The 25,497-nt window shown below is 64.0% G+C and carries 20 protein-coding genes; 12 read left to right on the forward strand and 8 right to left on the reverse strand.

From position 1 onward, the window contains the following. The first annotated feature begins 3 nt into the window (after positions 1 to 3). Positions 4 to 1,011 carry an NAD-dependent epimerase gene (locus tag CCR82_RS12800; protein WP_201246186.1) on the forward strand — a complete coding sequence of 336 codons (1,008 nt, stop codon included), beginning with the start codon at positions 4 to 6 and terminating at the stop codon, positions 1,009 to 1,011. Between the two features lie 14 nt (positions 1,012 to 1,025). On the opposite strand, the gene CCR82_RS12805 is transcribed toward CCR82_RS12800, so the two are convergent. After that, positions 1,026 to 1,976 carry a recombination-associated protein RdgC gene (locus CCR82_RS12805; RefSeq protein WP_201246187.1) on the reverse strand — a complete coding sequence of 317 codons (951 nt, stop codon included), beginning with the start codon at positions 1,974 to 1,976 and terminating at the stop codon, positions 1,026 to 1,028. A 118-nt stretch (positions 1,977 to 2,094) separates the two neighbouring features. Beyond that, entirely contained in the window at positions 2,095 to 3,141 is a 1,047-nt protein-coding gene (gene amrS, locus CCR82_RS12810) for an AmmeMemoRadiSam system radical SAM enzyme (protein WP_201246188.1), read from the reverse strand. 95 nt (positions 3,142 to 3,236) lie between these two features. On the opposite strand from amrS, the gene amrB reads away from it, so the two are divergent. From amrB to CCR82_RS12825, 3 genes are read left to right on the forward strand one after another with little or no spacing between them, the layout of a single operon-like run. Continuing rightward, complete coding sequence (gene amrB / locus CCR82_RS12815; RefSeq protein WP_201246189.1) at positions 3,237 to 4,046, forward strand: AmmeMemoRadiSam system protein B; 810 nt, start codon at positions 3,237 to 3,239, stop codon at positions 4,044 to 4,046. After that, positions 4,033 to 4,614, forward strand: coding sequence for an AmmeMemoRadiSam system protein A (amrA, locus tag CCR82_RS12820; protein ID WP_242513461.1), 582 nt, complete (start codon positions 4,033 to 4,035; stop codon positions 4,612 to 4,614). The genes amrB and amrA overlap by 14 nt, the downstream gene beginning before the upstream one ends. Positions 4,615 to 4,641: 27 nt before the next feature. Then, positions 4,642 to 5,934, forward strand: coding sequence for a CNNM domain-containing protein (locus CCR82_RS12825; protein WP_201246191.1), 1,293 nt, complete (start codon positions 4,642 to 4,644; stop codon positions 5,932 to 5,934). 14 nt (positions 5,935 to 5,948) lie between these two features. On the opposite strand, the gene CCR82_RS12830 is transcribed toward CCR82_RS12825, so the two are convergent. From CCR82_RS12830 to CCR82_RS12840, 3 genes are read right to left on the reverse strand one after another with little or no spacing between them, the layout of a single operon-like run. After that, positions 5,949 to 8,075, reverse strand: coding sequence for an EAL domain-containing protein (locus tag CCR82_RS12830; protein ID WP_201246192.1), 2,127 nt, complete (start codon positions 8,073 to 8,075; stop codon positions 5,949 to 5,951). Continuing rightward, positions 8,072 to 10,864: a hybrid sensor histidine kinase/response regulator gene (locus tag CCR82_RS12835; RefSeq protein ID WP_201246193.1), complete on the reverse strand. Its 2,793-nt coding sequence runs from the start codon at positions 10,862 to 10,864 to the stop codon at positions 8,072 to 8,074. The genes CCR82_RS12830 and CCR82_RS12835 overlap by 4 nt, the downstream gene beginning before the upstream one ends. Before the next feature lie 12 nt (positions 10,865 to 10,876). Then, positions 10,877 to 11,716, reverse strand: a complete 840-nt coding sequence (locus CCR82_RS12840; protein ID WP_201246194.1) for a SirB1 family protein — start codon at positions 11,714 to 11,716, stop codon at positions 10,877 to 10,879. Positions 11,717 to 11,868: 152 nt separating this feature from the next. On the opposite strand from CCR82_RS12840, the gene cysZ reads away from it, so the two are divergent. Both cysZ and recQ read left to right on the forward strand, forming a co-directional pair. After that, entirely contained in the window at positions 11,869 to 12,606 is a 738-nt protein-coding gene (gene cysZ / locus CCR82_RS12845; protein ID WP_201246195.1) for a sulfate transporter CysZ, read from the forward strand. A gap of 195 nt (positions 12,607 to 12,801) precedes the next feature. Next, positions 12,802 to 15,099 carry a DNA helicase RecQ gene (gene recQ / locus CCR82_RS12850; RefSeq protein ID WP_201246196.1) on the forward strand — a complete coding sequence of 766 codons (2,298 nt, stop codon included), beginning with the start codon at positions 12,802 to 12,804 and terminating at the stop codon, positions 15,097 to 15,099. Between the two features lie 171 nt (positions 15,100 to 15,270). Here recQ and cowN read toward each other — a convergent pair whose 3' ends face one another. Together cowN and CCR82_RS12860 are read right to left on the reverse strand one after the other, a co-directional pair. Continuing rightward, positions 15,271 to 15,552 carry a N(2)-fixation sustaining protein CowN gene (cowN, locus tag CCR82_RS12855; RefSeq protein WP_201246197.1) on the reverse strand — a complete coding sequence of 94 codons (282 nt, stop codon included), beginning with the start codon at positions 15,550 to 15,552 and terminating at the stop codon, positions 15,271 to 15,273. Between the two features lies 1 nt (position 15,553). Then, entirely contained in the window at positions 15,554 to 16,441 is an 888-nt protein-coding gene (locus CCR82_RS12860; protein WP_201246198.1) for an SIR2 family protein, read from the reverse strand. Positions 16,442 to 16,910: 469 nt separating this feature from the next. On the opposite strand from CCR82_RS12860, the gene nifE reads away from it, so the two are divergent. From nifE to fdxB, 6 genes are all read left to right on the forward strand, one after another. Beyond that, entirely contained in the window at positions 16,911 to 18,392 is a 1,482-nt protein-coding gene (nifE, locus tag CCR82_RS12865) for a nitrogenase iron-molybdenum cofactor biosynthesis protein NifE (RefSeq protein ID WP_201246199.1), read from the forward strand. After that, entirely contained in the window at positions 18,385 to 19,776 is a 1,392-nt protein-coding gene (nifN, locus tag CCR82_RS12870) for a nitrogenase iron-molybdenum cofactor biosynthesis protein NifN (protein WP_201246200.1), read from the forward strand. Before nifE ends, nifN begins: the two co-directional genes overlap by 8 nt. Next, complete coding sequence (locus tag CCR82_RS12875; RefSeq protein WP_201246201.1) at positions 19,773 to 20,249, forward strand: NifB/NifX family molybdenum-iron cluster-binding protein; 477 nt, start codon at positions 19,773 to 19,775, stop codon at positions 20,247 to 20,249. The genes nifN and CCR82_RS12875 overlap by 4 nt, the downstream gene beginning before the upstream one ends. 36 nt (positions 20,250 to 20,285) lie before the next feature. Continuing rightward, positions 20,286 to 20,780, forward strand: a complete 495-nt coding sequence (locus CCR82_RS12880) for a NifX-associated nitrogen fixation protein (protein ID WP_201246202.1) — start codon at positions 20,286 to 20,288, stop codon at positions 20,778 to 20,780. Positions 20,781 to 20,863: 83 nt separating this feature from the next. Then, positions 20,864 to 21,079, forward strand: coding sequence for a CCE_0567 family metalloprotein (locus tag CCR82_RS12885; protein ID WP_201246203.1), 216 nt, complete (start codon positions 20,864 to 20,866; stop codon positions 21,077 to 21,079). Between the two features lie 58 nt (positions 21,080 to 21,137). After that, positions 21,138 to 21,446, forward strand: coding sequence for a ferredoxin III, nif-specific (gene fdxB / locus CCR82_RS12890; RefSeq protein WP_201246204.1), 309 nt, complete (start codon positions 21,138 to 21,140; stop codon positions 21,444 to 21,446). 81 nt (positions 21,447 to 21,527) lie between these two features. Here fdxB and CCR82_RS12895 read toward each other — a convergent pair whose 3' ends face one another. Continuing rightward, a complete protein-coding gene (locus CCR82_RS12895) occupies positions 21,528 to 25,442 on the reverse strand; it encodes an efflux RND transporter permease subunit (RefSeq protein WP_201246205.1) in 3,915 nt (1,304 codons plus the stop codon). Positions 25,443 to 25,497: the final 55 nt, after the last annotated feature.

Consider the following 25,497-nt stretch of genomic DNA (forward strand, 5'->3'; position numbering starts at 1 on the left):
ACAATGAAGGTGATGGTAACCGGTAGCGCGGGCTTTATCGGCTCGGCGCTCTGCCTGCGTCTACTCGAGCGCGGCGACGAGGTCGTCGGCATCGACAACCTCAACGAGTATTACGATGTCGGGCTCAAGCAGGCGCGCCTCGCGCGCACGCAGAGCCAGCCCGGCTTTACCGATCTGCGCCTCGATCTCGAGGATCGCGCCGGCATCGCCCAGGCCTTTGCCGAGCACAAGCCCGACCGGGTGGTCAATCTCGCCGCCCAGGCCGGTGTGCGCTACTCGATCGAGAATCCGCTCGCCTATATCGACACCAACCTGGTCGGCTTCGGCCACATCCTCGAAGGCTGTCGCCACAACGGCGTCGAGCATCTGGTCTATGCCTCCAGCAGCTCGGTCTATGGCGCCAACACCAACATGCCGTTCTCGGTGCACGACAACGTCGACCACCCGCTCAGCCTCTATGCCGCGAGCAAGAAGGCCAATGAGCTGATGGCCCACACCTACAGCGAACTCTACCAACTGCCGACCACCGGCCTGCGCTTCTTCACCGTCTACGGCCCCTGGGGTCGACCGGACATGGCGCTGTTCCTGTTCACCCGCGCCATCCTCGCCGGCGAGCCGATCCAGGTCTTCAACTACGGCAAGCACCGGCGCGATTTCACCTATGTCGATGACATCGTCGAGGGCGTGATCCGGGTGCTCGATCGCCTCCCCGAGCCGAACCCGAACTGGAGCGGCGCGGCGCCCGACTCGGCCACCAGCCGCGCCCCCTATCGGCTCTACAACATCGGCAACAACAACCCGGTCGAGCTGATGCACTACATCGAGACCCTCGAGCAGTGTCTCGGCAAGACCGCCGAGAAGGAGCTGCTGCCGCTACAACCAGGTGATGTGCCGGATACCTACGCCGATGTCAGCGACTTGGTCGACGAACTCGGCTATCGCCCGGCGACCAGCGTCGAGGACGGCATCCGCCGCTTCGTCGACTGGTATCGGGATTACTATCAGGCGTGACGCCGGCCCGGGCCTCAGGCCCAGGGCGGTGTCTCCGGGTCGGGCGCCGGCACCGGGGCCGGCACCTCGGATACGACCTCGAATTCCTCGCACAGGCTGCTCAACAGCGCGCGCAGCTCGAGCGAAAGCAGCGCCAGCTCGGCATCCAGCGTGGCGCCCTCGTCATCGGCATCGCCGGTGTCGAGTTCGTTGGTGACCTCATCGGCAAAGCGCAGCCGCTTCAGGCTCAGATCCTCACCGAGCAGCAGCGACAGGCGATCCTTCCAGTTGACGCCGACACTGACCGCACGCTTGCCGGTGTCGAGATGGTTGCGGATCTCCGGCGTGCTCAGGTCCTGACCGCGACAGCGCACCGTCGAGCGCGCGTCCTCGGCATCTTGCAGCACGCAGGAGTCCTCCAGCGCGATGCCCGCGGCGGCGTTGCCGGAGCGAATCCAGTTGCTCAGACGCTCGGCCGCGATCACCTGCGGCTCCAGCGGCTTGACCGGGAAGCTGCCGAGGCTCTCGCGCAGCAACGCCAGCAGCTCTTCAGCCGCCTTGTCGCTGCCGGCGTCGATCACCACCCAGCCCTCGGCGGCATCGATATAGGCGCGCACCAGCCGCGAGCGGGTGAAGGCCTTGGGCAGCATCTCGGCCAGCAGCTCCTCGCGCAGCTGCGTGCGCTCGCGCCGGGCGACCTCGCGCATCTCGGCCTGCTCGATCTCGGCGACACGCTCGGCCACCGCCTCGGTCACCACCGAGCCCGGCAGTAGCCGCTCTTGGCGGCGCATCGCGAGCAGATGCACCTGGCCGACCGTGTGCACCAGCAGTTCCGCCTTTGGCCCCAGCGGCGCGGTCCACCCCATGGTAGCGGTCTCGACCGGGCCACAGGGGCGAAAACGGCGCTCGCCCAACTGCGCGTGCAGCGCCATCTGATCGAGCGTGAACGGCACCTGGAGCCGATACACCTTGGCGTTCTTGAACATGGCCGATCCTCCGCAAAAAAAACCGGCCATTATGAACCCAGCGCCCGCCAGCGCAAGCGCTTTTGCCGCTGAACCGCGCCGATGCTTCGCAGGCGCTGGTACCAGCGCCCGGGCGCGCCTAGAACAAGCCGGCACAGCGGGTGCCGCAACGCGCGCAGGTGCCGGCCTCGGTCAGCCCCCAATGCCCGAGCCGATAGCCGTCGCGCTCGATCAGCCGATGGCCGCAGGCATGGCACCAGGTGCTACCGCCCTCGGGGTCACGCACATTGCCGGTATAGGCGTAACGCACCCCCTGTTCGCGAGCGATGCGCCGGGCACGACTCAGAGTCGACGGCGGTGTTGGCGGGATATCGCGCATCCGATAGTCCGGGTGGAAGGCGCTGAAATGCATCGGCACCTCGGGTCCGAGATGCTCGACCACCCAGCCGGCCATCCGCGCCAGTTCGGCATCGCTGTCGTTCTCGCCCGGGATCAGCAAGGTGGTCAGCTCCAGCCAGACCTCGGTCTCCTGGTGCAGATAGTCGAGCGTCTCCAGCACCGGCCCGAGCCGCGCGCTGCACAGACGCTTGTAGAAGGCGTCGGTAAAGCCCTTCAAATCGATATTGGCGGCGTCCATGTCGGCGAAGAAGGTCTCGCGCGCCGCCGGGCTGATGTAACCGGCGGTCACGGCGACATTGCGGATGCCCTGCGCGCGACAGGCGCGCGCGGTGTCACAGGCATACTCGAGGAACACCACCGGGTCGTTGTAGGTGTAGGCGACGCTGCGACAGTCATGCCGCAGGGCGGTGGCGGCGATTTGCTCTGGCGTCGCTTGCGCCGCGAGCCGATCCATAGCGCGCGATTTGCTCGTATCCCAGTTCTGACAGAAGCGGCAGGTCAGGTTGCAGCCAGCGGTGCCAAACGAAAGCACCGAACTGCCCGGCAAGAAGTGGTTAAGTGGCTTCTTCTCGATCGGGTCAATGGCGAAGCCGCTTGAACGCCCATAACTGTAGAGCCAGATCGCCTCCTGCTCGCGCCCGCGCACGAAGCAGAGACCGCGCTGCCCCTCATGCAGGGCGCAGGCACGCGGGCAGATATCGCATTGGATGCGTCCATCCTCGAGTGGATGATAAAAGCGGGTTGGATGGGGCCGTTCATGGGTTAACGGCCGAGTCGATGTGATCATAGTGCGTCCTCCTTGTCTACAATTGTAGACACCAGAGTCGGCTGTCACCTGTCACAGGCAGACCGCCAGCCAACCGCATCAGGAGGTTCCAGAACATGCAACCGTCCAAGATCCAATCGCCAGCCGTGGCTGGCCTCTTCTACGACCAAGACCCCGCCCAACTCAGCCGAGCCGTGCAAGGGTTTATCGCCACCGGCCAGAGGCAAGGCGGTGCGGCCACCGCAAACCGCCCCAAGGCGATCATTGCGCCCCATGCCGGCTACCCTTTCTCCGGTCCCATCGCCGGGAGCGCCTATGCCGCCATCGCCGAGCGCGCCGCGCACATCGAGCAGGTGGTACTCCTGGGACCACCGCATCGCCTGCCGGTACGCGGGCTGGCGACGAGCAGCGCCGTTGCCTTCGAAACGCCGCTCGGACAAGTCCCGGTCGATCAGAGCGCAATCGATCGGCTCATCGCTGCACATCCGTACATCCAGCGCATGGATGCCGCCTTTGCGGGCGAACATTGCATCGAGGTGCAACTGCCCTTCCTGCAGCTGTTGCTGGATCGTTTCCATTTAGTCCCGCTGTTGGTCGGTGCGGTCGGCGCCGCGCAGGTTGCCGAAGTATTGGCGCCGTTCTGGGAGGCCGAGGATAGCCTCATCGTCATCAGCTCGGACCTGAGCCATTACCTCGACTACGCCAGCGCCCAAGACTTGGACAAGCGCACCTCGGAGGCGATCCGCACCTTGCATCCCGAACGGATTGCACCCGAGCAGGCCTGCGGGCGCACCGCGATTGCTGGTCTGCTGACGCTCGCTAGCGCACAGCAAGCCGAGGGTCGGATACTGGATCTACGCAATTCGGGTGATACCGCCGGACCACGCGACCGCGTGGTAGGCTATGGTGCCTATGCCTTCAGCTGATTCAAGACCAGACTCACCCGCGAGCCAACGCACGCGCCTGCTCGCGATCGCGCGCGATTCGATCGCGCATGGACTCGAGCAGGGCGAGCCACTGGCGCTCGATCCCGAGCAGGAGGCGCCCGCCTTGCGCGCGCCGCGCGCGAGCTTCGTCACCCTCGAGCAAGACGGCCAACTACGCGGCTGCATCGGCCATCTCGAAGCGCTCACCGCCCTTGCCTGCGATGTCGCCGAGAACGCCTACGCGGCCGCCTTTCGCGATCCACGCTTCCCGCCACTGAGCGCCGAGGAATGGGACCGTACACGCATCAGCGTCTCGGTGTTGACGCCGCCACAACCGCTCACCTTCGCCAGCGAAGCCGAGCTGCTCGACCTGATCCAACCCGGCATCGATGGCCTCATCCTCAGTGAAGGCTCGCACCGTGGGACGTTTCTGCCCTCGGTCTGGTCGCAACTGCCAAGCCCCGAGGCGTTCCTGCGCCATCTCAAGCAGAAAGCCGGGCTCGCGCCGGCGTATTGGTCCGATCGCATCCAGGTCGCGCGCTACCACACCGACTCCTTCAGCGAGTGACACCCACCCCTCTGTCGTGAAGCCGTCGTGAACGAGATCCCACTGTCCGCGCTGTTCGCCGCGCTCGGCGTGCTGCTGTTGCTGTCCGGCTTCTTCTCCGGCTCCGAAACGGCACTGATGACGCTCAACCGCTACCGCCTCAGCCATCAGGCCGATCAGGGCAAACGCGGCGCCGTCCTCGCGCGCCGTCTGCTCGACCGCCCCGATCGGCTGATCGGGCTGATCCTGCTCGGCAACAATTTCGTCAACATCCTCGCCTCCTCGCTCGCCACCGTGATCGCGCTGCGCATCGGCGGCGAGGGCGCGATCGCGATCGCCGCCGGGCTGCTGACCCTGATCATCCTGGTCTTCTCCGAAGTCACGCCCAAGACCCTTGCCGCCTTGCATCCTGAGCGCCTCGCCTATCCGGCCGCCTTCGTCTACATGCCGCTGCTCAAGCTGCTGTATCCCGTGGTCGCGGCGGTCAACCTGATCACCAACGGGCTGCTCAGGCTGATGGGCATTCGAGCGCAGGGCGGACAGGACCATGCCCTCAGCCGCGAGGAACTGCGCACCGTGGTCAACGAGGCCGGCGCCATGATCCCGCAGCAGAGCCGCGACATGCTGATCGCGATCCTGGATCTGGAGAACGCCACGGTCGAGGAGATCATGATCCCACGCAACGAGGTCGAGGGCATCGACCTGCAAGACCCGAGCGACGAGATCATCGCCGATATCCGCCGTGCCAATTACACCCTGCTGCCGCTGTTCGACGGTAACTTCGACAACGTCGTCGGCCTGATCCACTCGCGCACCGCGATGCACGCGCTGCTCGAGCACGGCATCGATCACGGCCGGCTCGATAAGGACTATCTGCGCTCGATCGCGCGCGAGCCCTACTTCGTGCCCGAGGGCACGCATCTCTATCAGCAGTTGATCAATTTCCAGCGCGCTCGCCAGCGCGTCGGGCTGGTGGTGGATGAGTATGGTGATTTCCAGGGCCTGATCACCCTCGCCGATCTGCTCGAAGAGATCGTCGGCGAGTTCACCACCGACCCCGCCGATGCCTACCCCGACATCCACCGCAGCGACGACGGCAGCTTGCTGATCGACTGCACCATCACCATCCGCGAGCTGAACCGCGCCATGCGCTGGTCGCTGCCGACCCAGGGGCCGAAGACCCTCAATGGCATGATCATCGATTATCTCGAGACCATCCCGGAGCCTGGCACCAGCCTCAAGCTGCGCGGCTATCCGCTCGAGATCATCCAGGCCGACGAGACGGCGGTGAAGACGGTGCGTTATCGCACGCTGCCGCGCAGCGCCGAGGCCAGGCAGTAGGATGTCGCCGGTGCTTATCGCTGGTTGATCCACTCCGGCACCTGCTCGCGCCAGCGCGCCAGCCAGTCCGTCACCTGTTCGGCGGGCATCGGGCGGGCGATGCCGTATCCTTGGGCGTAGCGGCAGCCGAGCTGGATCAGCGCCTGGCCATGGGCTGGCGTCTCCAGCCCTTCGGCGACGACTTTCAGGCCAAAACTCTGGCCCAGATCGAGAATGGCCTTGACGATGGCCTGGCACTTGCCATCGCTGAGCATGCCGAGCACGAAACTGCGGTCGATCTTTAAGATCGTCGGACTCAACGCATGCAGCGTCTGCAGTGACGAATGGCCGGTGCCAAAATCATCGAGCGAGATGGTCACGCCGATGTCCCTGAGACGCTTGAAGATTTGGATCGAGCTGTTCAGATCCAGCATCGGCCCACTCTCGAGCACTTCCAGCTCGAAGTGCGCAGGATCGATCGCGAATTGCGCGGCGTCCAGTGATGGGTAGCTGGCGAGACAGGCGACCAGCTTGTCGACGAACGCCGGATGCTGGAGTTGATTTGCTGCGACATTGACACTCACGCTGGTGGTCAAGCCGGTCTCTTGCCATGCCAGCAGTTGCGCCAGCGCCGCCTCGATCACCCAGTCGCCCAATTCCACCATCAGCGGATGGCCTTCGAGGTAGGGGATGAACGCATCCGGGCCGAGCAGACCCTGTTCCGGATGTTGCCAGCGAATCAACGCCTCGAGCCCGATCAACGTGCCCTCGAGCAGGTCAACCTTGGGCTGGTAATAGAGCCTAAACTGCGTCTCGCGCAGGGCTTGGCGAATCGCATCCAGCCGGTCTTGCAGGGAGCGGTCGGACTGGTATTGCGACAGATAAAACTGCACATGCCGATCCTTGCCGCCAAGCTTGGCCTGATACATGGCCTGATCGGCCATGCGCAGCAAGGGCCCGATCTGGCGAAACAGATTCCCGCTATTGTGGACCGCGCCAATGCAGGCACTCACGGTGAAGGTCTCATTGCCGAGGCGGATGGGCTCTTTGATCCGTTGTTTCAGCGCTTGCACCTGCTCGGTCACGCACTCCTCGCCCCTACAGTCATGCATGGCGACGACAAACTGGTCGCCACTGAGGCGGGCGACCTCGCCGGCATCTCCGGCAAAGGCCCGCAGGCGCTGGCCAATAATGCGCAGCGTCTCATCCCCCGCCTGCTCGCCGATACTGTGATTGATCCAGCTCAGCCCATCCAGATCGATTTGATAGACACCGGTTTCATACGCCCCGCCGGGCATCTGCTGCAGTCGCTGTTCGACGCATTGGTCGAACGCATAGCGGTTGGCCAACCCAGTCAGCGGGTCGCTGAACGCGAGCCTTTCCAGTTGCTGCTCATGGCGCTTGTTCTCGGTGATGTCCTGCACCGTGCCCAGCGCCAGCGTCGGCGCGTCATCCACCCAGTCTCCGAATTCGGCGATCGAACGGAGCCAGGTTTGGCCCTGACTCGTGGCGGTTCGGAACTCGACGTCATACACCGCGCCAGCGAGCCCTGCCTGCCAGGCCGCCTCAACCCTGTCGCGATCATCCGGGTAGATCGCCTCGAGCACGGACTCAACGTGGAGCAGCGTGCCAGTCTTGCGACCAAACAAGCGGTAGGTTTCAGGAGAGCACTCGACATGCTGCGTTCTCAGATCCTGCTTCCAACTCCCGATGCGGCCAACCCGCTGGGCACGCAGCAGATCCTGCCTGAGCCAGTCATTGCGCTCTTTGAGGATGTCGCGGGCCGCTTTGTTCTCGATCTGCGTGCGCACCCGGGCGCGCACGATCGATGGCTGGATCGGCTTGGCAATGTAATCAGCCGCACCGAGCTCCAGCCCCTTCTCCTCGTCCTCAGTGGCCGTGCGGGCGGTGACGAAGATCACTGGAATCTCCGCAGTGGAGGGGTCATCGCGCAGGGCTTCAAGCACCTGATAGCCACTCAGGTCGGGCATTTGAATGTCGAGCAGGATCAAATCGGGGCGCGGTTCGATCGCCGCCGCTTGGAGCGCTTGCCAGCCCGATTTGGCCACCCGAATGCGATACTCCGGTTCGAGCGTCTCGGCGAGAACGGCAAGGTTCGCGGGTTCATCGTCGACGATGAGCAGGGTGGCTGAAGTCGTCACTCGCGTTCCTGAATGAGTTTTAACGCTTGTTCATACTCGAAATTATCCACATCCCGTGCCAACTCGGTCAATACGACGCTTCCGAGCGCCTCCTCGAGCAGCACGTAATGCGCTGCCAGGGTATGCCGGGCCCGGCTGTCGGCGTTCTCGAGCAGGCGCCGCAGGGCCTCGATCGTCGCCCGCTGTTCGGGTGTCTGCGCTGTAGAGCCGGCGTGCGGTGGGTGTGCCGGTGCTGGCTCCGCCAAGTGCGCCTCCAACGCCTGGAGCAAGCGCGGCAAGCGTTCGATCAACGCCGCCAACGGGGGCCGCGCGGCCGCGCCATCGTGGTGCTTGAGCGCCACATCGAGTTCGCTGGCGAGGGCCTGAATCGGGGTCGCCCCAATCGTGCCCGCTGTACCCTTGAGCGTGTGCGCAATGTGTTCGGCGGCATCGAACTGACCCTGCTGAACCAGAGCGCTAAGGCGCTGTGCGTCATCGCCATGGGACGTGACGAACAGCCTGAGGACGCGCCGGTAGAGTGCCCGATCGTTTTGTACCGATGCCAGACCCGCGGTGATGTCGAGATCGGCAATGGCCTCCAAACGCGCAAGCCAGGTCGGCGCGGGATCGGGCGCGGGGTTGAGCCTGGGGGGCGAGCGCGACGCCGACGCGGACGGTGGCGGGGACGGGTTCTGGTAGGGTTGCGCCACGGCATGCTCAGCGGCGACCGCCGGCAACCACTGGAGCAAGGTCGAATATAGCTGCGCGATATCGACTGGCTTGGAGATGAAGTCATCCATGCCCGCTTCGATACAGGCCTGGCGTCCCTGGTCCAAGACGTTGGCAGTCATCGCCAGAATCGGCACGCGCGCCCGATTCGGCAGAGCATGTATCGCGCGCGTGGCGTCATGACCGTCCATTTCAGGCATCTGCACATCCATCAGGATCAGATCATAGTGCCTGTCCCGCGCCATGGCCACGGCTTCGCGGCCATTCACCGCCATATCCACCCGCAAGCCCACATTCTTCAGGAGTTCCCGCGCCACTTCGCGATTGAACGCATTATCCTCGGCCAGCAGCAGGTGCGCGCCACCCGGGCGGGCACGCAACCGCGCCTCGGGCGCCTCGCCAGTCGCCACCTCAGCGGCCGGTGCTCCGCCGCTGCCATGTTGCAGACAGGCGGTAAACCAGAAGGTGCTGCCCTTCCCCGGCGTACTGTCGACGCCGACATCACCGCCCATCAGCATCGCCAGACGCCGGGTCAGCGCGAGACCAAGGCCGCTGCCACCATACTGACGCGAGGTCGACTGATCCGCCTGTTCAAAGGGCTGAAACAATCGCGTGCAGGCCTCGGGGTCGATGCCAATGCCGGTATCCTGGACCTCGAAGCAGACTTGAAGCGTCGCGCCGTTCTCCTCGAGCAAACGCGCCCGGACGCGGATGCGGCCCGCCTTGGTGAACTTGACGGCATTGCTGACGTAATTGAGCAGTGCCTGGCGCAGTCGGGTCGGATCACCGCGCAGCCTGCGCGGCACCTCACCTAGCTCCACATCGATGGCAAGCCCCTTGGCATCGGCCGAGGCGCCGATGAACGAGGTGATCGTCTCGACAAGGTTGGGCAGATGAAAGTCAACCGCTTCGAGCTGCACCTTGCCAGCCTCGATCTTCGACAAGTCCAAGATGTCGCTGATAATCGACACGAGGTGCCGGCTGGCGCTCTCCATCTTGTCCAAGCGCTTGGCCTGTGGTGGTGTCACACCGTCCTTGCGCATCAGATGCGTCAAGCCGACGATAGCATTCAGCGGTGTGCGGATCTCATGGCTCATGTTGGCCAGGAATTCCGACTTTGCTTGGCTGGCCTGCTCCACCTGTTTAATTTGGCTGAGGTCGGTGTCGATACAGAACAGCTCTGGCTTCGCCCCCGGTGTCTGTACCACAGAGTGGGATGAATAGATTGAAATCGGGGACCCATCCTTACGCATCAGCGTCAATTCGCCAGCGCGAATCGGCTTGCCGGTCTCAACCATCTGGTGCAGTCCGGCCCAAACACTAGCGCGCATGGCGGGTGGGATGATCAACTCCAGTAGATTGCGGCCACACGCCTCTTCGGCAGTGTAGCCGTAGAAGGTTTCCGAAGCCTGGTTCCAGTAAGTTACCGTACCATCCATGAGATAGCCCTGCACCGCCACCGTTGACACGTTCTCCAGAATCCCCTGGAAGCGCGCTTCACTCTCGGCCAGGGCTCGGACAGCGTCCCAGCGCGTGAGGGCGCCGGCAACGATATCGGCGATGAGCTGCAGCATCTCCACCTGCTCGGCCGGCCAGCGGCGTTTGTGGCGCACCGCGTCAAAACCGAGGAAGCCGATCAGTCGCTGTCCCTGATCCCGCAGCGGCAGGCAGATCAGGGACTGGATGGACTGGGCCTGAAAGGTTGCCTGCGCAGCCGCCGCCTCGGGCGGCAGCGCGGCCACATCCGCGATCTGCAACGGCTGTTTTTCCTCCATCCGGGCGATCCACCAAGGCATGTCCGCCGTTGCGAGGTGCTGCAGGTGATGCCGCTGCGCACTGATGCCGGGGGCGCACCATTCGTGCGTGTTGCTGGCGGTCTTAAGATCGCTAGAGAAGCGAAACAGGTAAGCCCGATCGGCCTCGAACAGCGCTCCAAGTGCGGCCAGGGCCTGGTCCAGTCCATGCTCAAGGGACGCCTCATCGGCCGCTGTGACAAAGCCTGCGGAAATCTCGGCCAGCAGGGCCCGAAAGCGCTGCTCGAAACGCCGATCATGCTCGCCGCGCCGCACCTCTTCGCTCATCTCGAGCGCCTCTCAATGCAGCCGCATCGGCTGTCCTCCAAGTTCATCGATGATCTGCGTGACGGCCGCGATCTGCTCGGCATCGTCGGAGACCTCGACGAAGCGGCGCAGATCGCCGAGCGCCGCCGGGGCGTAGTCGAGATCGCGGTAGAGCAAGCCGCGCTCGCACAGCTCATCGGGCAAGTCAGGCGCCAATGTCAGCGAGGCGGTCAGCGCCGCGAGTCGATTGACGCGCTCGCCCCGGTCGCGATAGATGCCGATCAGATTGCGCAACATGCGCACCAGGATCTCGCGTTTGGTCGCCGGGCGCAGCAGCGCGGGATGGCTTTGAATGCTCAGCGTGCCTTGGCCGTAGAGATCGGCCAGGCGCAAATCCAGCTCGGACTCCGGCAGCGCGACCCCGCCGGCGTAGACATCCAGCATCAACGCGGTATCGCCCCGACCGATGCGGACCAGGAAATGGCCCGGAAAACCCACGCCATAGGCGGGCAGGCCGAGACGCGCGGCGATCTCGATATAGAGCACCGAGAGGGTGATCGGAATCCCGAGCCGGCGGTCCAACACCTGATCCAGGAAGCTATTGCGCGGGTCGTAGAAATCGTCCTGATTGCCGGCGAAGCCGTGCTCCTCGAACAAGAAGTGGTTGAACGCCCGCACCTGGTCGAAGAGATCGGCCTGCGCTGGAACGCTATTGCCCGCCTCAGTCGCCAGCCGCTCAAGAGCCACCAAGGGCTCATCCGCCGCCAAGTCTGGTTGAAACAGTCCACTCACCGCCAGTGCACCGGCGGCCAGATCGATCTCGTCATCGGGTTGCCGCGCGAGCTGCGCGAATGCTTGCTGTGCGTTGATCATCGCGTCTCCTCCTAGCGAAAGGCATCTTGCGACATCGGTCCGTTCGTCTCGATCTCAGGCTTGGAAGCAGCCTCATCGCGAGCCCGAAGCGATCCGACCAAGACTATAGAATGCGGCGTTAAGCCACCCAACGAAACCCCGGCGAGGTCTTGATGTCGTCCAACCCGCTCCGCGGCGCTACCTACATGCTTGAGGGTCTGCGCCTGATCACCCGCCCCGGCCTCAGACGTTTTGTCATCATCCCACTGCTGGTGAACATCGGCGTCTTTGCCGGTGCCATCTGGTACAGCCTGAGCCGCTTCGAGGGCGCGCTTGGCTGGATGGAGCAGCAGCTACCAAGCTGGCTGCACTGGCTCGATTGGCTGCTCTGGCCCATCTTTGTGCTAGCGCTGCTGATCATCGTCTTCTACAGCTTCACGCTAGTCGCCAACTTCATCGCCTCGCCGTTTAACGGCCTCTTGGCCGAGAAGGCCGAGGCGATCCTGACCGGGCACTCAGTCGACACGCCGATCGACTATGCCAAGCTCATCAAGGAACTGCCTGTCATTCTCTGGGATGAGGTCAAGAAAATCCTCTATGCGTTGGTCTGGACCATCCCGTTCTTGATCCTCGCCCTCATGGTGCCGGTGATTGGTCCGCTGATCTGGTTCCTGTTCACGGCTTGGATGCTGGCGGTGCAGTATAACGATTTTCCAATGGGCAACCACGGCCTGCTGTTCCGCGACCAGCGCGCTAGACTGCGCCAGCGCCGTTTCACCGCGCTCAGCTTCGGCTCGGCCGCCGCGGCACTGACCATGATCCCAGTGCTGAACTTCGTCGTGATGCCAGCCGCGGTGGCTGGTGCCACCGCGATGTGGATCAAGGTCTTCGCTGATCGCGAGTCGCCCTGACGCTGGCGCACCACGCAGATCGAGCAGCTCGGTGATGTAGCTCTCACAGCGCATGTGGAGGGATCGTGCTTGGACTGCTGGACCCATGCAGGGCCAGGTATCGGGTGAGCAGCGCGCATTGACCCATCTACTCAATTGCGGGCAGTCTAGTAAAACCTGGGATGATCCTGGAATCTCCGCCCCTTAGCCTCACCGATGGTCGCGATCAATCGTTCGCCTGCCGCACTCGAAATCCTAAACCGCACCTTCGGCTACGCCCGCTTTCGCGGCGCGCAGGAGCAGATCATCTCGCATGTCGCCGGCGGCGGCGATGCGCTGGTGCTGATGCCGACCGGTGGTGGCAAGTCACTTTGTTACCAGATCCCGGCGCTATTGCGCGAGGGGACCGGGATCGTCGTTTCGCCGTTGATCGCCTTGATGCAAGATCAGGTCGACGCCCTGCGTCAGCTCGGCTTGCGCGCGGCCTTTCTGAACTCATCGTTGGACCTGGACCAGCAACGCCAAGTCGAGCACGCCTTGCTCAGCGGCGAGCTGGATCTGCTCTACGTTGCGCCTGAGCGCTTGCTGACCGAGCGCTTCCTAACGCTGCTCGAGCGCGCACAGATCGCCCTGTTTGCGATCGATGAGGCCCACTGCGTCTCGCAATGGGGCCACGACTTCCGCCCCGAGTACGTGCAGCTCAATCACCTGCACGAGCGCTGGCCGCAGATCCCGCGCATTGCGCTCACCGCCACCGCCGATGGCCCAACCCGCAACGAGATCATCACCCGCCTCCAGCTCGAGCAAGCCGAGCACTTCGTCTCCAGCTTCGACCGGCCGAACATCCGCTACCGCATCGTCGAGAAACAGAGCCCACGGCAGCAGCTGCTGCGCTTCCTGCGCGAGGAGCATCCGCAAGATGCTGGCATCGTCTATTGCCTCTCGCGCAAGCGGGTCGAGGAGACCGCCGACTTCCTCTCCGCTCAGGGCTTCAAGGCCCTGCCCTATCATGCCGGGCTCAGCGCTCAGATGCGCCAGGCCCATCAGGCCGAATTCCTGCGTGGCGAGGGCGTGATCATCTGCGCCACCATCGCCTTCGGCATGGGCATCGACAAGCCGGATGTACGCTTCGTCGCCCATCTGGATCTGCCCAAGAGCATCGAGGCCTATTATCAGGAGACCGGGCGCGCCGGCCGCGATGGGCTGCCGGCCAATGCCTGGCTGACCTACGGCCTCAGCGACGTCGTCAGCCTGCGGCGCTTCATCGAGGACTCCGAGGCCGAGGAGCGTTTCAAGCGCGTCGAGCTGCACAAGCTCAACGCCCTGCTCGGGCTCTGCGAGACGACCCGCTGTCGGCGTCAGGTACTGCTCGACTACTTCGGCGAGGCCGGCAGCGCTGCCTGTGGCAACTGCGACACCTGTCTGACCCCGGTCGAGTGCTACGACGGCACCATCGTCGCGCAGAAGGCGCTCTCCTGCATCCATCGCACTGGCGAGCGCTTCGGGGCTGGTTATCTCACCAATATCCTGCTCGGCAAGGCCGATGAGCGCATGCGCCGTTTTGGTCATGACCAGGTCAGCACCTTCGGCATTGGCACCGAGCTGAGCGCCGAGCAGTGGAAATCGGTCTATCGGCAGTTGGTCGCCGCCGGCCTCGCACAGGTCGATATCGAGGGCCACGGTGGACTGCGCCTCAACCGTGAGGCCTGTCGGCCGATCTTCCGCGGTGAGCAGCGCATCGACCTGCGTCGTGATCCTGATCGCAAGCGCTCGCGCGCTGAGCGCCGAGCGCCGCCGGCCGCCGCCCCGGCTGATCCAGAGGGCAATGCGCTCTGGGAGCGCCTGCGCACCCGCCGTCGCACGCTCGCCGAGACCCAAGGCGTGCCCCCCTTCGCGATCTTCCCGGACAGCACCCTGCACGAGCTGGTCCGCTACCGACCGCGCAGCCGCGATGAACTAGCCCGCATCAGCGGCGTCGGCGTCGTCAAGCTCGAACGCTATGGCGAGGCCTTCCTCGCCGAGCTGCAGGCGCACGAGGCCGAGCACGGTCGACCCAGGCAGTTACCACCGCTGCCGCCCGAGAAGTTGCGTCCAGAACCTGAACATGAGCGCGGGCATGTGCACGGTCGTGAGCGTGGGCGCGACACCACGGGCGTCCCCACCGCAGCATCCAGCGGTCGCATCTGGCGAAGCGGCGGCCTCAGCGAGACCGTCCGCGACACCTTGGCGCTTTCCCGCGCTGGTCTCGGCATCGATGACATCGCCCGCCAGCGCGGGCTCAAGCCGACCACCATCTACACCCATCTCGCTCGCTGCATCGAGGTTGGCGAGCTGCCGTTACGCGAAGCCGTCTCTCTCTCCGAAGAAGAGCTGAAGACCATCCGCTACGCACTTGAGCAGATCCCATCTGATTCGGCAATGGCATTGAAACCAGCCTTCGATGCCCTGAACGGCGAATACGACTACGGGGTGCTGCGCTGCGTGCGGGCGGGGCTGGATCAAATCGCCGGGTGACCACGGGGATGACTCACCCGGGACTAAACATCTAAGCCTTCAATCTCGCGGGCTTTTTTTTATCTCGGTTGTCTAGGCGTGGCCGCCTACATCCTCCGAGGCGTTCTTGGCGGAACGCCCATTATATCAATGGGTTGAACGAGGTTCGCCCTTTTTATGAAACATTCGGGTCTAGCAGCACTCGACCTCAAGCGCCTCGAGCATGATTTCCAGCTCGGCCTCATTCCAGCGCTCGAGCAATTCGCGCAGATGGTTGATATGACAGTGGATGTGATAGAGCGCATCGTGCTTCGGGCCGTTGCGGCCCTCGAGCTTGGCCTCGAAGTAGCTCCAGAACGGATCATCGCGCTCGCCGGTGCGCATCGCCGTGCGTAAGGCGGTGACGAAGCGCTCGGCGTTACCGTCGCAGTCGATATCGCGGAAGCTGATGTAACGGTCAGGACGCTCGAGCATCTCAGCACCCCGCCTCGGCCGCAACCGCCTCTGCGGTCGCGCTGTCGTTGGCAGTAAAACCGTCGGCGGCAAGCAGCTCATCGATGTCGGCCTCGACGAGCTGGATGTCCTTCTTCTCGCAGTAACGGCGCTCCTTGTCGGTCGGCTCCGGGATCAGCGCCCAGCCGGCGGGCTCGCCGGCGGCATAGATCACATCCGAGAGCACCATGCGCTCGGTGTCGCGCGTCAGGCGGAGTCCGAGGAATAGGTATTGGCGCCCGACCCGGTATTCCTTGAGGAAACGCGGTAGCCCGAAGCCGCCCATCAGCTCGGTCAGGTAGTCGACGAAATCAGCATCCGAGGCGATATAGGTCGCATCCGGGCGCGGACTGCCGAGCGGCTTGAACAGGATCGGCAGTGCCGGGTCGACCTGATCCTGCTCGATCTCCTGATAGAGGTCGCCATCGTAGGCATGGATGCGAAACCGGTAGTCGGTACCAGCAATCCGTGAGATCCCGCGGATCAGCGTATGGGGCCGATCCGCATAGGACTCCTGCAGCTGGGTATCGCGGTTGATGTCGATGACGTAGCGCGGTGCCAGCTCGGCGAGCCAGTCGTGCAGCGGGGCGCGCGTCCACTGACGCTGGCCATAGGTGTGATCTAGGAACCGGTTGACCGCGCTGCGCCCGCGCTTTAGCTCGACATCCATGGCCGCGCGCGGGAATTCCCACATCAGCCGTTTCGACATCGGTCGGCCTTTGTTCATCGCCAGGATCAGGCTGTCGCTGTCGGCCGGCATCGGCGAGCCTGTCTCGCGCTCGACGACCGGCGCTAACACACCGGGACCGAGATAAGGAATGAGATCGCCGCGGCGCATGGCACTGGCAAGATCGGAGAGTTCGATGGACATAAGTTTCCTTGGAGGATAGGGAGCCATCCCTAGCTTGCAAGCAAAGAGAATGCCAATGAACCAGGATTCGAAGCCTGACGCACACCTGATGCTGCTTGAGGAATCGTGCGCTGACGATAGTTCGCGCCCTGAGTCGCCCGCCCGGACCAGTCACGCTGCCATGTTGAGTCTAGCCGTCAGAACTTAGCGCCAGAAACCCACCCTGCTTCCGGCTCCAAACTCCGGTTCTAAAAGCTGTGGCAAAGGCTGCAACGCGATCGCCTTGTTCGCTTTGCGACAATCGCCGCAGCGCGATGATGCTCGGCAAGCGATCCGCTAAGTTGCTGATCCATCGAAAAACAGGGGCGCAGACGCCTGTCTTAACGCTCGGTGGCACGGTCTCTGCTTTAAGGTCATCCATCAGCATGCTCCCCAGCATGCAGTCGTCAGCACGCCCTCGCAAACGCTCAGCCACCGAGACCCTGAAGGCATGAAGCAAAAAGACATCGCCGCGCTCTTGGACGAGCCCGCCTGTGAGCACAACACCAAGGCCAAGTCCGGCTGCGCCAAGCCCAAGCCCGGCGCCACGGCCGGGGGCTGCGCCTTCGATGGCGCCCAGATCGCGCTGCTGCCGATCGGCGATGTCGCGCACATCGTGCACGGCTCCATCGCCTGCGCCGGCAGCGCCTGGGACAATCGCGGCAGCCGCTCCACCGGCCCGACCCTGTACAAGCTCGGCATGACCACCGACCTGACCGAACAGGATGTGATCATGGGTCGCGGCGAGAAGCGGCTGTTCCATTCGATCAAGCAGGCGATCGAGAGCTACGACCCAGCGGCAGTCTTCGTCTACAACACCTGCGTGCCGGCGTTGATCGGCGATGATGTCGATGCGGTCTGCAAGGCCGCGGCCGAGCGCTTCGGCAAGCCGGTGGTCTCGGTCGATGCGGCCGGCTTCTACGGCACCAAGAACCTCGGCAACCGCATCGCTGGCGAGACCATGGTCAAGCAGGTCTGCGGTGGCCGCGAGCCCGATCCGATCCCGGCCGGCATTGAGCGGCCCGGCTTCAAGGTGCACGATGTCGCACTGGTCGGTGAGTACAACATCGCCGGTGAGATGTGGCGCGTGATGCCGCTGTTCGATGAGCTCGGCATCCGCGTGCTCTGCACCCTCTCCGGCGATGCGCGCTTCCACGAGGTGCAGACCATGCACCGCGCGGAGGTCAACATGATGGTCTGCTCCAAGGCGATGATCAACGTCGCCCGCAAGCTCGAGCAGGCCTTCGGCACGCCCTGGTTCGAGGGCAGCTTCTATGGAGTCGCCGACGTCTCGCAGGCATTGCGTGATTTTGCCCGCCTGATCGGCGACCCGGACCTCAGCGCCCGCACCGAGGCGCTGATCGCCCGCGAGGAGGCGCGCATCGATGCCGAGCTCGAGCCTTGGCGCGAGCGCCTGCGTGGCAAGCGGGTGCTGCTCTACACCGGCGGCGTCAAATCCTGGTCCGTGGTCTCGGCGCTGCAGGATCTCGGCATGAGCGTGGTCGCCACCGGCACCCGCAAGTCGACCGAGGACGACAAGGCGCGCATCCGCGAGCTGATGGGCGACGAGGCGGTGATGATCGAGGATGGCAATCCACGCAATCTGCTCGATCTCTATCGGCAGCAGGGTGCCGATCTGCTGGTCGCCGGCGGACGGAATCAGTACACCGCGCTGAAGGCGCGCATCCCGTTCCTGGATATCAATCAGGAGCGCGAATTCGGCTACGCCGGCTACGACGGCATGCTCGAGCTGGCGCGGCAGATGTGCCTGACCATCGAGAGCCCGATCTGGGCCGCGGTGCGCAGCGCGCCGCCTTGGCGCAGCGCTAGCGACGGAGCCGCGGCCGGTGCGCCGGTTGTGCAATCGCCAGAGACCGAGACTGGAGCGAGCGCCTCAGCCTCACAGGCAGCAACGGAGGTGGCCCATGGCTGAGCCCACCATCATCAAGCGCAACAAGGCCCTTTCGGTCGGCCCGCTGAAGGCCAGCTCGACCCTGGGCGCCACCCTCGCCTTCCTCGGCATGCGCCGGTCGATCCCGATGCTGCACGGCTCCCAGGGCTGCACCGCGTTCGGCAAGATCTTCTTCATCCAGCACTTCCGCGAACCGATGCCGATCCAGACCACGGCCATGGATCAGGTCAGCACCATCATGGGTGGCGACGAGAGCATCGTCGAAGGGCTGGCGACGATCTGCGCCAAGCACCAGCCAGCGTTGATCGGCCTCCCGACCACCGGTCTGGTCGAGACCCAGGGCGCCGACGTACCGCGCGCGATCCAGATGTTTCGCGACCAGCATCCGGAATACGCCGAGGTGGCGGTGGTCCCGGTCGCCTCGCCAGACTACAGCGGTTGTATCGAGACCGGATTCAATACTGCGGTCAAAGCGATCATCAATGACCTGGTGCCCAAGGCCACCGCCGCCGGCACCCGTCCCGGTCGTCGGCCGCGGCAGGTCAATGTGCTCGCCGGCTCGGCGCTGACCACCGGCGATCTCGAGCATCTGAAGGATCTGCTCGAGCGGTTCCGCTTGCGCCCGGTGCTGCTGCCCGATATCGCCGACTCGCTCGACGGCCATCTCGTCGACAGCGACTACAGTGCCCTGACCATCGGCGGCACTCCGCTCGATGAGCTGTCGACCCTGGGCGATGCTGCCGCGACGCTGGTCATCGGCGGCTCAATGAACGGCGCTGCCGATCTGCTTGCCGAGCGCACCGGGGTTCCGGATCATCGCTTCCCGCATCTGATGGGGCTGGAGGCCATGGATCGGTTCATCAGCACCCTCGCCGAGATCAGCGCCGAGCCGGTGCCCGAGCGCATTGAGCGCCAGCGCTCGCAGCTGCAAGACGCGATGCTCGATGCCCACTTCTCGATCGGCCAGGGCCGCTTCGCGATTGCGGCTGATGTCGATCTGCTCGTTGCTTTCTCGCAATTGCTCGCCAGCATGGGTGCCGAGACCGTCGCTGCGGTGGCGCCGACCAACGCGCCAAGCCTTGCCGAGGTCGCTGCTGCACAGGTCAAGATCGGCGATCTGGAAGACCTCGAGCAGCTCGCCCGCGCCAACGCCGCGGAAGTGCTGATCACCAACAGCCATGGCACGCATACCGCCGAGCGCCTCGGCATCCCGCTGCTGCGCGCCGGCTTCCCGCAATTCGACCATGTCGGCGGCTGGCAACGGCAATGGATCGGCTACCAAGGCAGCCGCCAAATCCTGTTCGATCTCGCCAATATCATGCTCGGTCTGCACAAGGGCGAGATCGCGCCCTATCGCTCGCGGCTGAAGCAGTGGCCCGAGCACGAACGTGAGCAAGCCGCATGACCATGAAACGCCAGCTCAAGCTCGTCGGCAACGACGACACCGACGCGACAACGATCAAGGTCGCCGTCGCCACCACCGACCGCAAGTGCGTCAATCAGCACTTCGGCGCCGCCGAGAGCTTCGCGATCTACCGGGTGTCACCGAGTGGCTACGAGCTGCTCGAGGTGGCCCAGTTCGGTCGCCTCGACATGGATGGCAACGAGGACAAGCTCGGCGCCAAGATCGAGGCCCTCGAAGGCTGCATCGCGGTCTACTGCCAAGCGATCGGCGCCTCGGCCATCGCCAAGCTGCGCGCGCAAGGCATCCAACCGATCAAGGTCGCGCCCGACACGCTGGTCAGCAGTCTCCTGCACGCGCTCAAACGCGAGCTTCGCGATGGCCCCAGCGCCTGGCTCAAGCGCGCCATCGAGCAGCAGAGCCCGCGCAGCGAGAGCCGATTCGATGCCATGGCCGCCGAGGCCTGGGAAGAATGATTCGCGACGACAAACACAACGACACAAGAGAAGCCTATGACCATTGAAACGCCCGAAGCACCAACCGCAGCACCAACTATCGACCCGCATGATCCGGTACTGGACACCGAATTCGCGACCGAAATGGTGCGCCAGATCCGCGCCATCGACCCCTATGGCACCTACGAAGACCTCTCGGCCGCCGGGGTCCTTGAACCCTATGTGCTGACCAAGGAGAAGAAACGCGAGATCCCGATCGTCGGCGACCCCGACGAGATCGTCGTTGCCCGCATCCAGGCCTTCTACAACGCCATCGCGGTGCTGATCGAGAAGGAATGCGGCCTGCGCGCGGTACCCTTGTTGCACCTGACCCACGAGGGCTTTGGCCGGGTGTTGATCACCGTCGGCAAGCTAGTCGTGGTGGATCGCTCACTGCGCGATGTGCATCGCTTCGGCTTCCCAACCCTTTCGAAGATGAAAGACGAAGGCGACAAGCTGCTCTCGGTCTCACTCGAGTTAGTCGGTGAGCACAGCCGGGTCGCCGGCCTCTGAGACAGCCCTCTCAGCCAACCAACCGGGCAAGCCAATCACCTCAGACCGCCCCCGGCAAGGCGGGGAGTCTCGCGGAGGAACGGATGAACGATGACGAGATCAAGGCCCTTGAGAAGGCGCTAAAGAAGGCCAAGCGCATCGCCAGCGAACGCGCGAGCGAGCTACACGACCTAGTCGAAGACCGCCTGCCGGCGGCCTTCGACGAGATCCCGAGCTTGGCCCAAGCCACCTACGACGCCTGCCAGGCCTGGGCCGCGGCCAAAGCTAGGCTCGAGCAAGCACAAACCGCCGATGCCTGATCATTGCTCAGTGCAAAGCATCCATCCCCAAACAGCCCACACCCAGCGGAGCAAGCCAATGAGCACCATCACCGGACTCACCCGAGGCGGCGTCCAGTGGACCCCAGCCTTCATCGTCGACCTGAATCAGAACAATTGCATCGGCTGTGGCCGCTGCTTCAAGGTCTGCCCACGCGACGTCTTCGAACTCGTCGACCGCGATGAGCTTGACCTCAGTGATGACGATGACTTCGATGACGACTTCGACGAGGCGCCCGGGATGGTCATGAACCTCAAAAACACCCTGGACTGCATTGGCTGCGAGGCCTGCTCGCGCGTCTGCCCCAAGGCCTGCCTGTCGCACGAGCCGCAAGCGATCGCTGCCTAAGGGCATTGTCCTCAGGTCGAATAGATCAGCGCCAACAGACCAACGTCCGAGTCCGCAGCTTGAGCTACAGAACCTGGTCTACTATTCATTGCGATCCTTTGATGACGGCTCTTGATCCGAGCGCGTCTCTGAGGTCGGAGGAGACTGGCCGGACGCCGGCTTCGCGTTCGCCTTACGCGTGGGCGCCTTCTTGGCGCCTGGCTTCTTAGCAACCGACTTCTTTTTTGCGACTGGTTTTTTTGCGGTTGTCTTGGCGGTTGCCTTTCGGGCGGTCGGCTTTTTGGCGGCCGTCTTCTTGGCGACCTGCTTCTTTGCCGTGGTCTTTGCGGCTCCAGCTCGCGCGGGTGCAATTTTCTTGGTCGGCCGTGCCGACTGATCTGGCTGATCGGAATCAGGCTCGGCCCTAGCCCGATCCGCAGACCGCTGCTGAGCCCATTGGACGAGCCATTGCACGAGCCTTACAAGCACAAGAACCCCATTGATCAGAGCCGAGATCACCGCAACCAGCACCGACCAGACAATCATCCAGAGAGGTAGACCGCCGTTCGGTTCTCGCGCTTGCTGCGCATCCGGCCGCAGCCCGGAAGCGACTCCGGACTCCCCAAAGCCGACCCCCTCGCTGCCGCTGCCGCCCTCACCATCGCCAGTGCCCGTACCGCCACCTTCAATCTCGGCATATCCAGCCGAGAGCATCCGTTCGCCGCTCTCGGTCTCGATCAGATAAAACCGAGGCGTCAGCGAGATGCAGCCGAGCGGGATCACGATCACCGCCATCAGAGTCGCGACCCCGGCACCGAACAGCAGGCTCACCGCCATGCCCTGGAAGATCGGATCATCGATGATCGCCCAGGCGCCGGCCATCAGCGTCAGCGAGGTGATCAGGATCGGGCGCATCCGGATCTCGGCGCCGTCGACCGCCGCCTCGCGCACCGGCTTGCCCCGGGCGACCTCGATCTTGACGAACTCGACGATCAGGATCGACTGTCGCACGATAATGCCGCCGAGCGCGATCATGCCGATCATCGAGGTCGCGGTGAATTCAGCCCCCATGAACAGATGGCCGGGGATGATGCCGATCAGCGTCAATGGGATCGGCGACATGATTAGACCGGCGATCGCAAAGTCGCGGAACTCCCAGACGATCAGCCCATAGATCAACAACAGCGCCGCCATAAAGGCGATGCCCATGTCGCGGAAGGTCTCGTAGGTCACCGTCCACTCACCCGACCACTCGAAATCGGCTACCGCATCCGTCTTCGGCGGGCCGATCAGCCCGTCCGGCATCCCGCTCATCGCCTCACCAGGTCCTGGCGGGTCATAGCCTTCCAGCAGATCCTCGATGGCGAACATGCCATAGATCGGCGCGCCCAACCGGCCTTCCATCTCGCCGACCACATACTCCATCGGTCGCAAATCCTTGTGGTAGATGATTGGGTCTTCTCGATGGCGGACGAAGCTGCCGAGTTCGGCCAGCGGCACCATGCCGCCATCTGGCCCACCGATCGGCAGGCTACCCAGCGATGTAATCTCGGAGCGATAGGAGAGCGGCACCTGAATCACGATGTAGGTCGGCTCCTGTACCGTGCCGCGCTTGACATCGCCCACCTTGGTCGCGCCAAGGGCCATCGCCAGATTGCGGTTGATGGTGTCAACCGAGATCCCACGCCGCACGGCCTTCTCGGTATCGACCTCGAAACGCCAGGCGTCATAAGGCTCGATCAGATAGTTATCGACATCAACCACGCCCTCCGCCTGTTCGAACATCGCCGTCATATCCTGCGCGGCCTGGCGTCGAACCTCACTGCTGGGGCCATAGATCTCGGCGACCACGGTCTGTAGCACCGGCGGCCCAGGCGGCATCTCGACTACGGCGATGTGGGCGCCGAACCGCTGCGCCACCGGCGTCAGTCGCTCACGCGCGGCAACCGCGATCTCATGGCTACCGCGCTTGCGCTCATGCTTGTCCTTGAGCTGCACCAGCAGATCGCCCTCCCAGGCCTGTTCGCGCAGATAGTAGTGTCGAACCATGCCGTTGAAGTTGAACGGCTGCGCGGTCCCAGCATAGGTCTGGATCGCCACCACCTCCGGCAGCTCGCGCAGCTTCTCGGCCAATCGACGCACAATGTTGGCAGTCTCCGGCAGCGCGGTACCCTCGGGCATGTTGACGACGACGCTGAACTCCGGCTTGTTGTCGAACGGCAACATCTTCACCGGCACGACCTTGAAGTAGAACAGCGTGCAGACCAATGCGGTGGCTGCGATGGTGCCGATGAGGAACGCCTTGCCCAGGGTCCGGCTCTCGATCAGTGGCATCACCAGCGGCCGATAGAAGCGGCTGACGATGGCGCGCGTTTGCTGCTCCCGGCGCTCGGCCCGTTCCAGCGCCTTCAACCGCGGACGCATCCGCAAGGCGAACCAGGGTGTGAAGACGAAGGCGGCGATCAGCGAGAAGAACATCGCCGAGGAGCCCAGCACCGGGATCGGGCGCATGTAAGGCCCCATCAGCCCACTGACCCAACCCATCGGCAACAGTGCGGCGATGATGGTGAAGGTGGCCAGGATGGTTGGATTGCCGACCTCGTCGACGGCGGCGACGGCCTCGGTGATGCTTGTCTTGCCTTGCTCCAGCCAGTGGCGAAAGATGTTCTCGACCACCACAGTGGCGTCATCGACCAGGATGCCGATGGCGAAGATCAGCGCGAACAGGCTCACACGGTCGATGCTGTAATCGACCATCCAGGCCCACCAGATGGTCAGCAGGATGACGACGGGGATGACCGAGATGACGACGATCGCGGCGCGTAGCCCAAGTCCGACCAGGCACAGGATCGAGACGATCACCGCCGCCTCGAACATCGCCTGCAACAGCTCGTTGACCTTGTCGTTCGCGCTCTGGCCGTAGTTGCGCGTGACCTCGACCTGCACGTTCGTCGGGATCATCCGCCGCTCGAGGCTGGCGAGCTTCTCGAGCACCGCCTCGGCAACCATCACGCCGTTCGCGCCCTCCTTCTTGGCGATCGCCAGCGTAACCGCCTGCGCGCCATTCGCCGGATGCGCGCCCTCATAAGCAGGACCGGTGAGATGGGTGACAACCTGTTCGGTCTCCTGTGGCAGCGGCCGTACATGCGCCACATCGCGAATATAAATCGGCCGTCCACCCTGGCTGCCGACCACCAGCCGTTCGATATCGTTGGCATCCTGCAGAAAAGCGCCGGAATAGATCTTATACGAGGTGCCACCGCCCTCGGTCGCGCCGGTTTGGGTCTCGGCATTGGCGCTGCGGATGGTCTCGGCGATGCGATCGAGCGTGATGCCATAGCCGGCCAGACGCTCCATCATCACCTCGACCCGAATCTGCTCCTCGCGCCCGCCGACGACGAAGCCCTTGCCGGTCTCCGGCACCGAGCCGAGTTCTTGTAGCACATCCAATGCCAGGGTGCGCAGCTGGCTGTCCGCGACCTCCTCGGACCAGAGCGTCAGGGTGACGATGGGCACATCATCGATACTGACCGGCTTGACCAGTGGCGGCTGCACATCGGGCGGCATCCGATCCATGTTCGCCTGCAGTTTGTCGTGGACCTTGACCACCGACTGGCCCATGTCTTCGCCGACCTTGAAGCGCACGGTGACCACGGCGCCCCCGCGCTGAGTGGCGGAGTAGACATGGCGCACGCCGGTCAGCTCCATCATCAGCTGCTCCAGCGGCTGGCTCACCATGCTCTCGACCTGCACCGCCGAGGCGCCCGGATACTGCACGAAAACGTCGATCATTGGCACCGAGATCTTCGGATCTTCCTGACGCGGCGTGAACAGCAGGCCGAGCAGGCCGATACAGAGGGCCCCGATCAGGAGCATCGGCGTGACCGGGGTATTGATGAAGGTGCGGGCGATGCGACCGGAGAGGCCGAGCGAAGCGCTTGCTGCGGGGGCATGGCCATGCCCCTGCAAACCGGCGCCTGAAGGGAGCGAGGAGCTGGCGCTCTTGGAGTCGTTCATGCGGTGCGCTCGCTAAGAAAAGCCGGGCACTGCATAAGCCCGATGAGTGGCTTTC

Source organism: Halochromatium salexigens (genome assembly GCF_016653295.1).
GTDB classification, from domain to species: domain Bacteria; phylum Pseudomonadota; class Gammaproteobacteria; order Chromatiales; family Chromatiaceae; genus Lamprobacter; species Lamprobacter salexigens.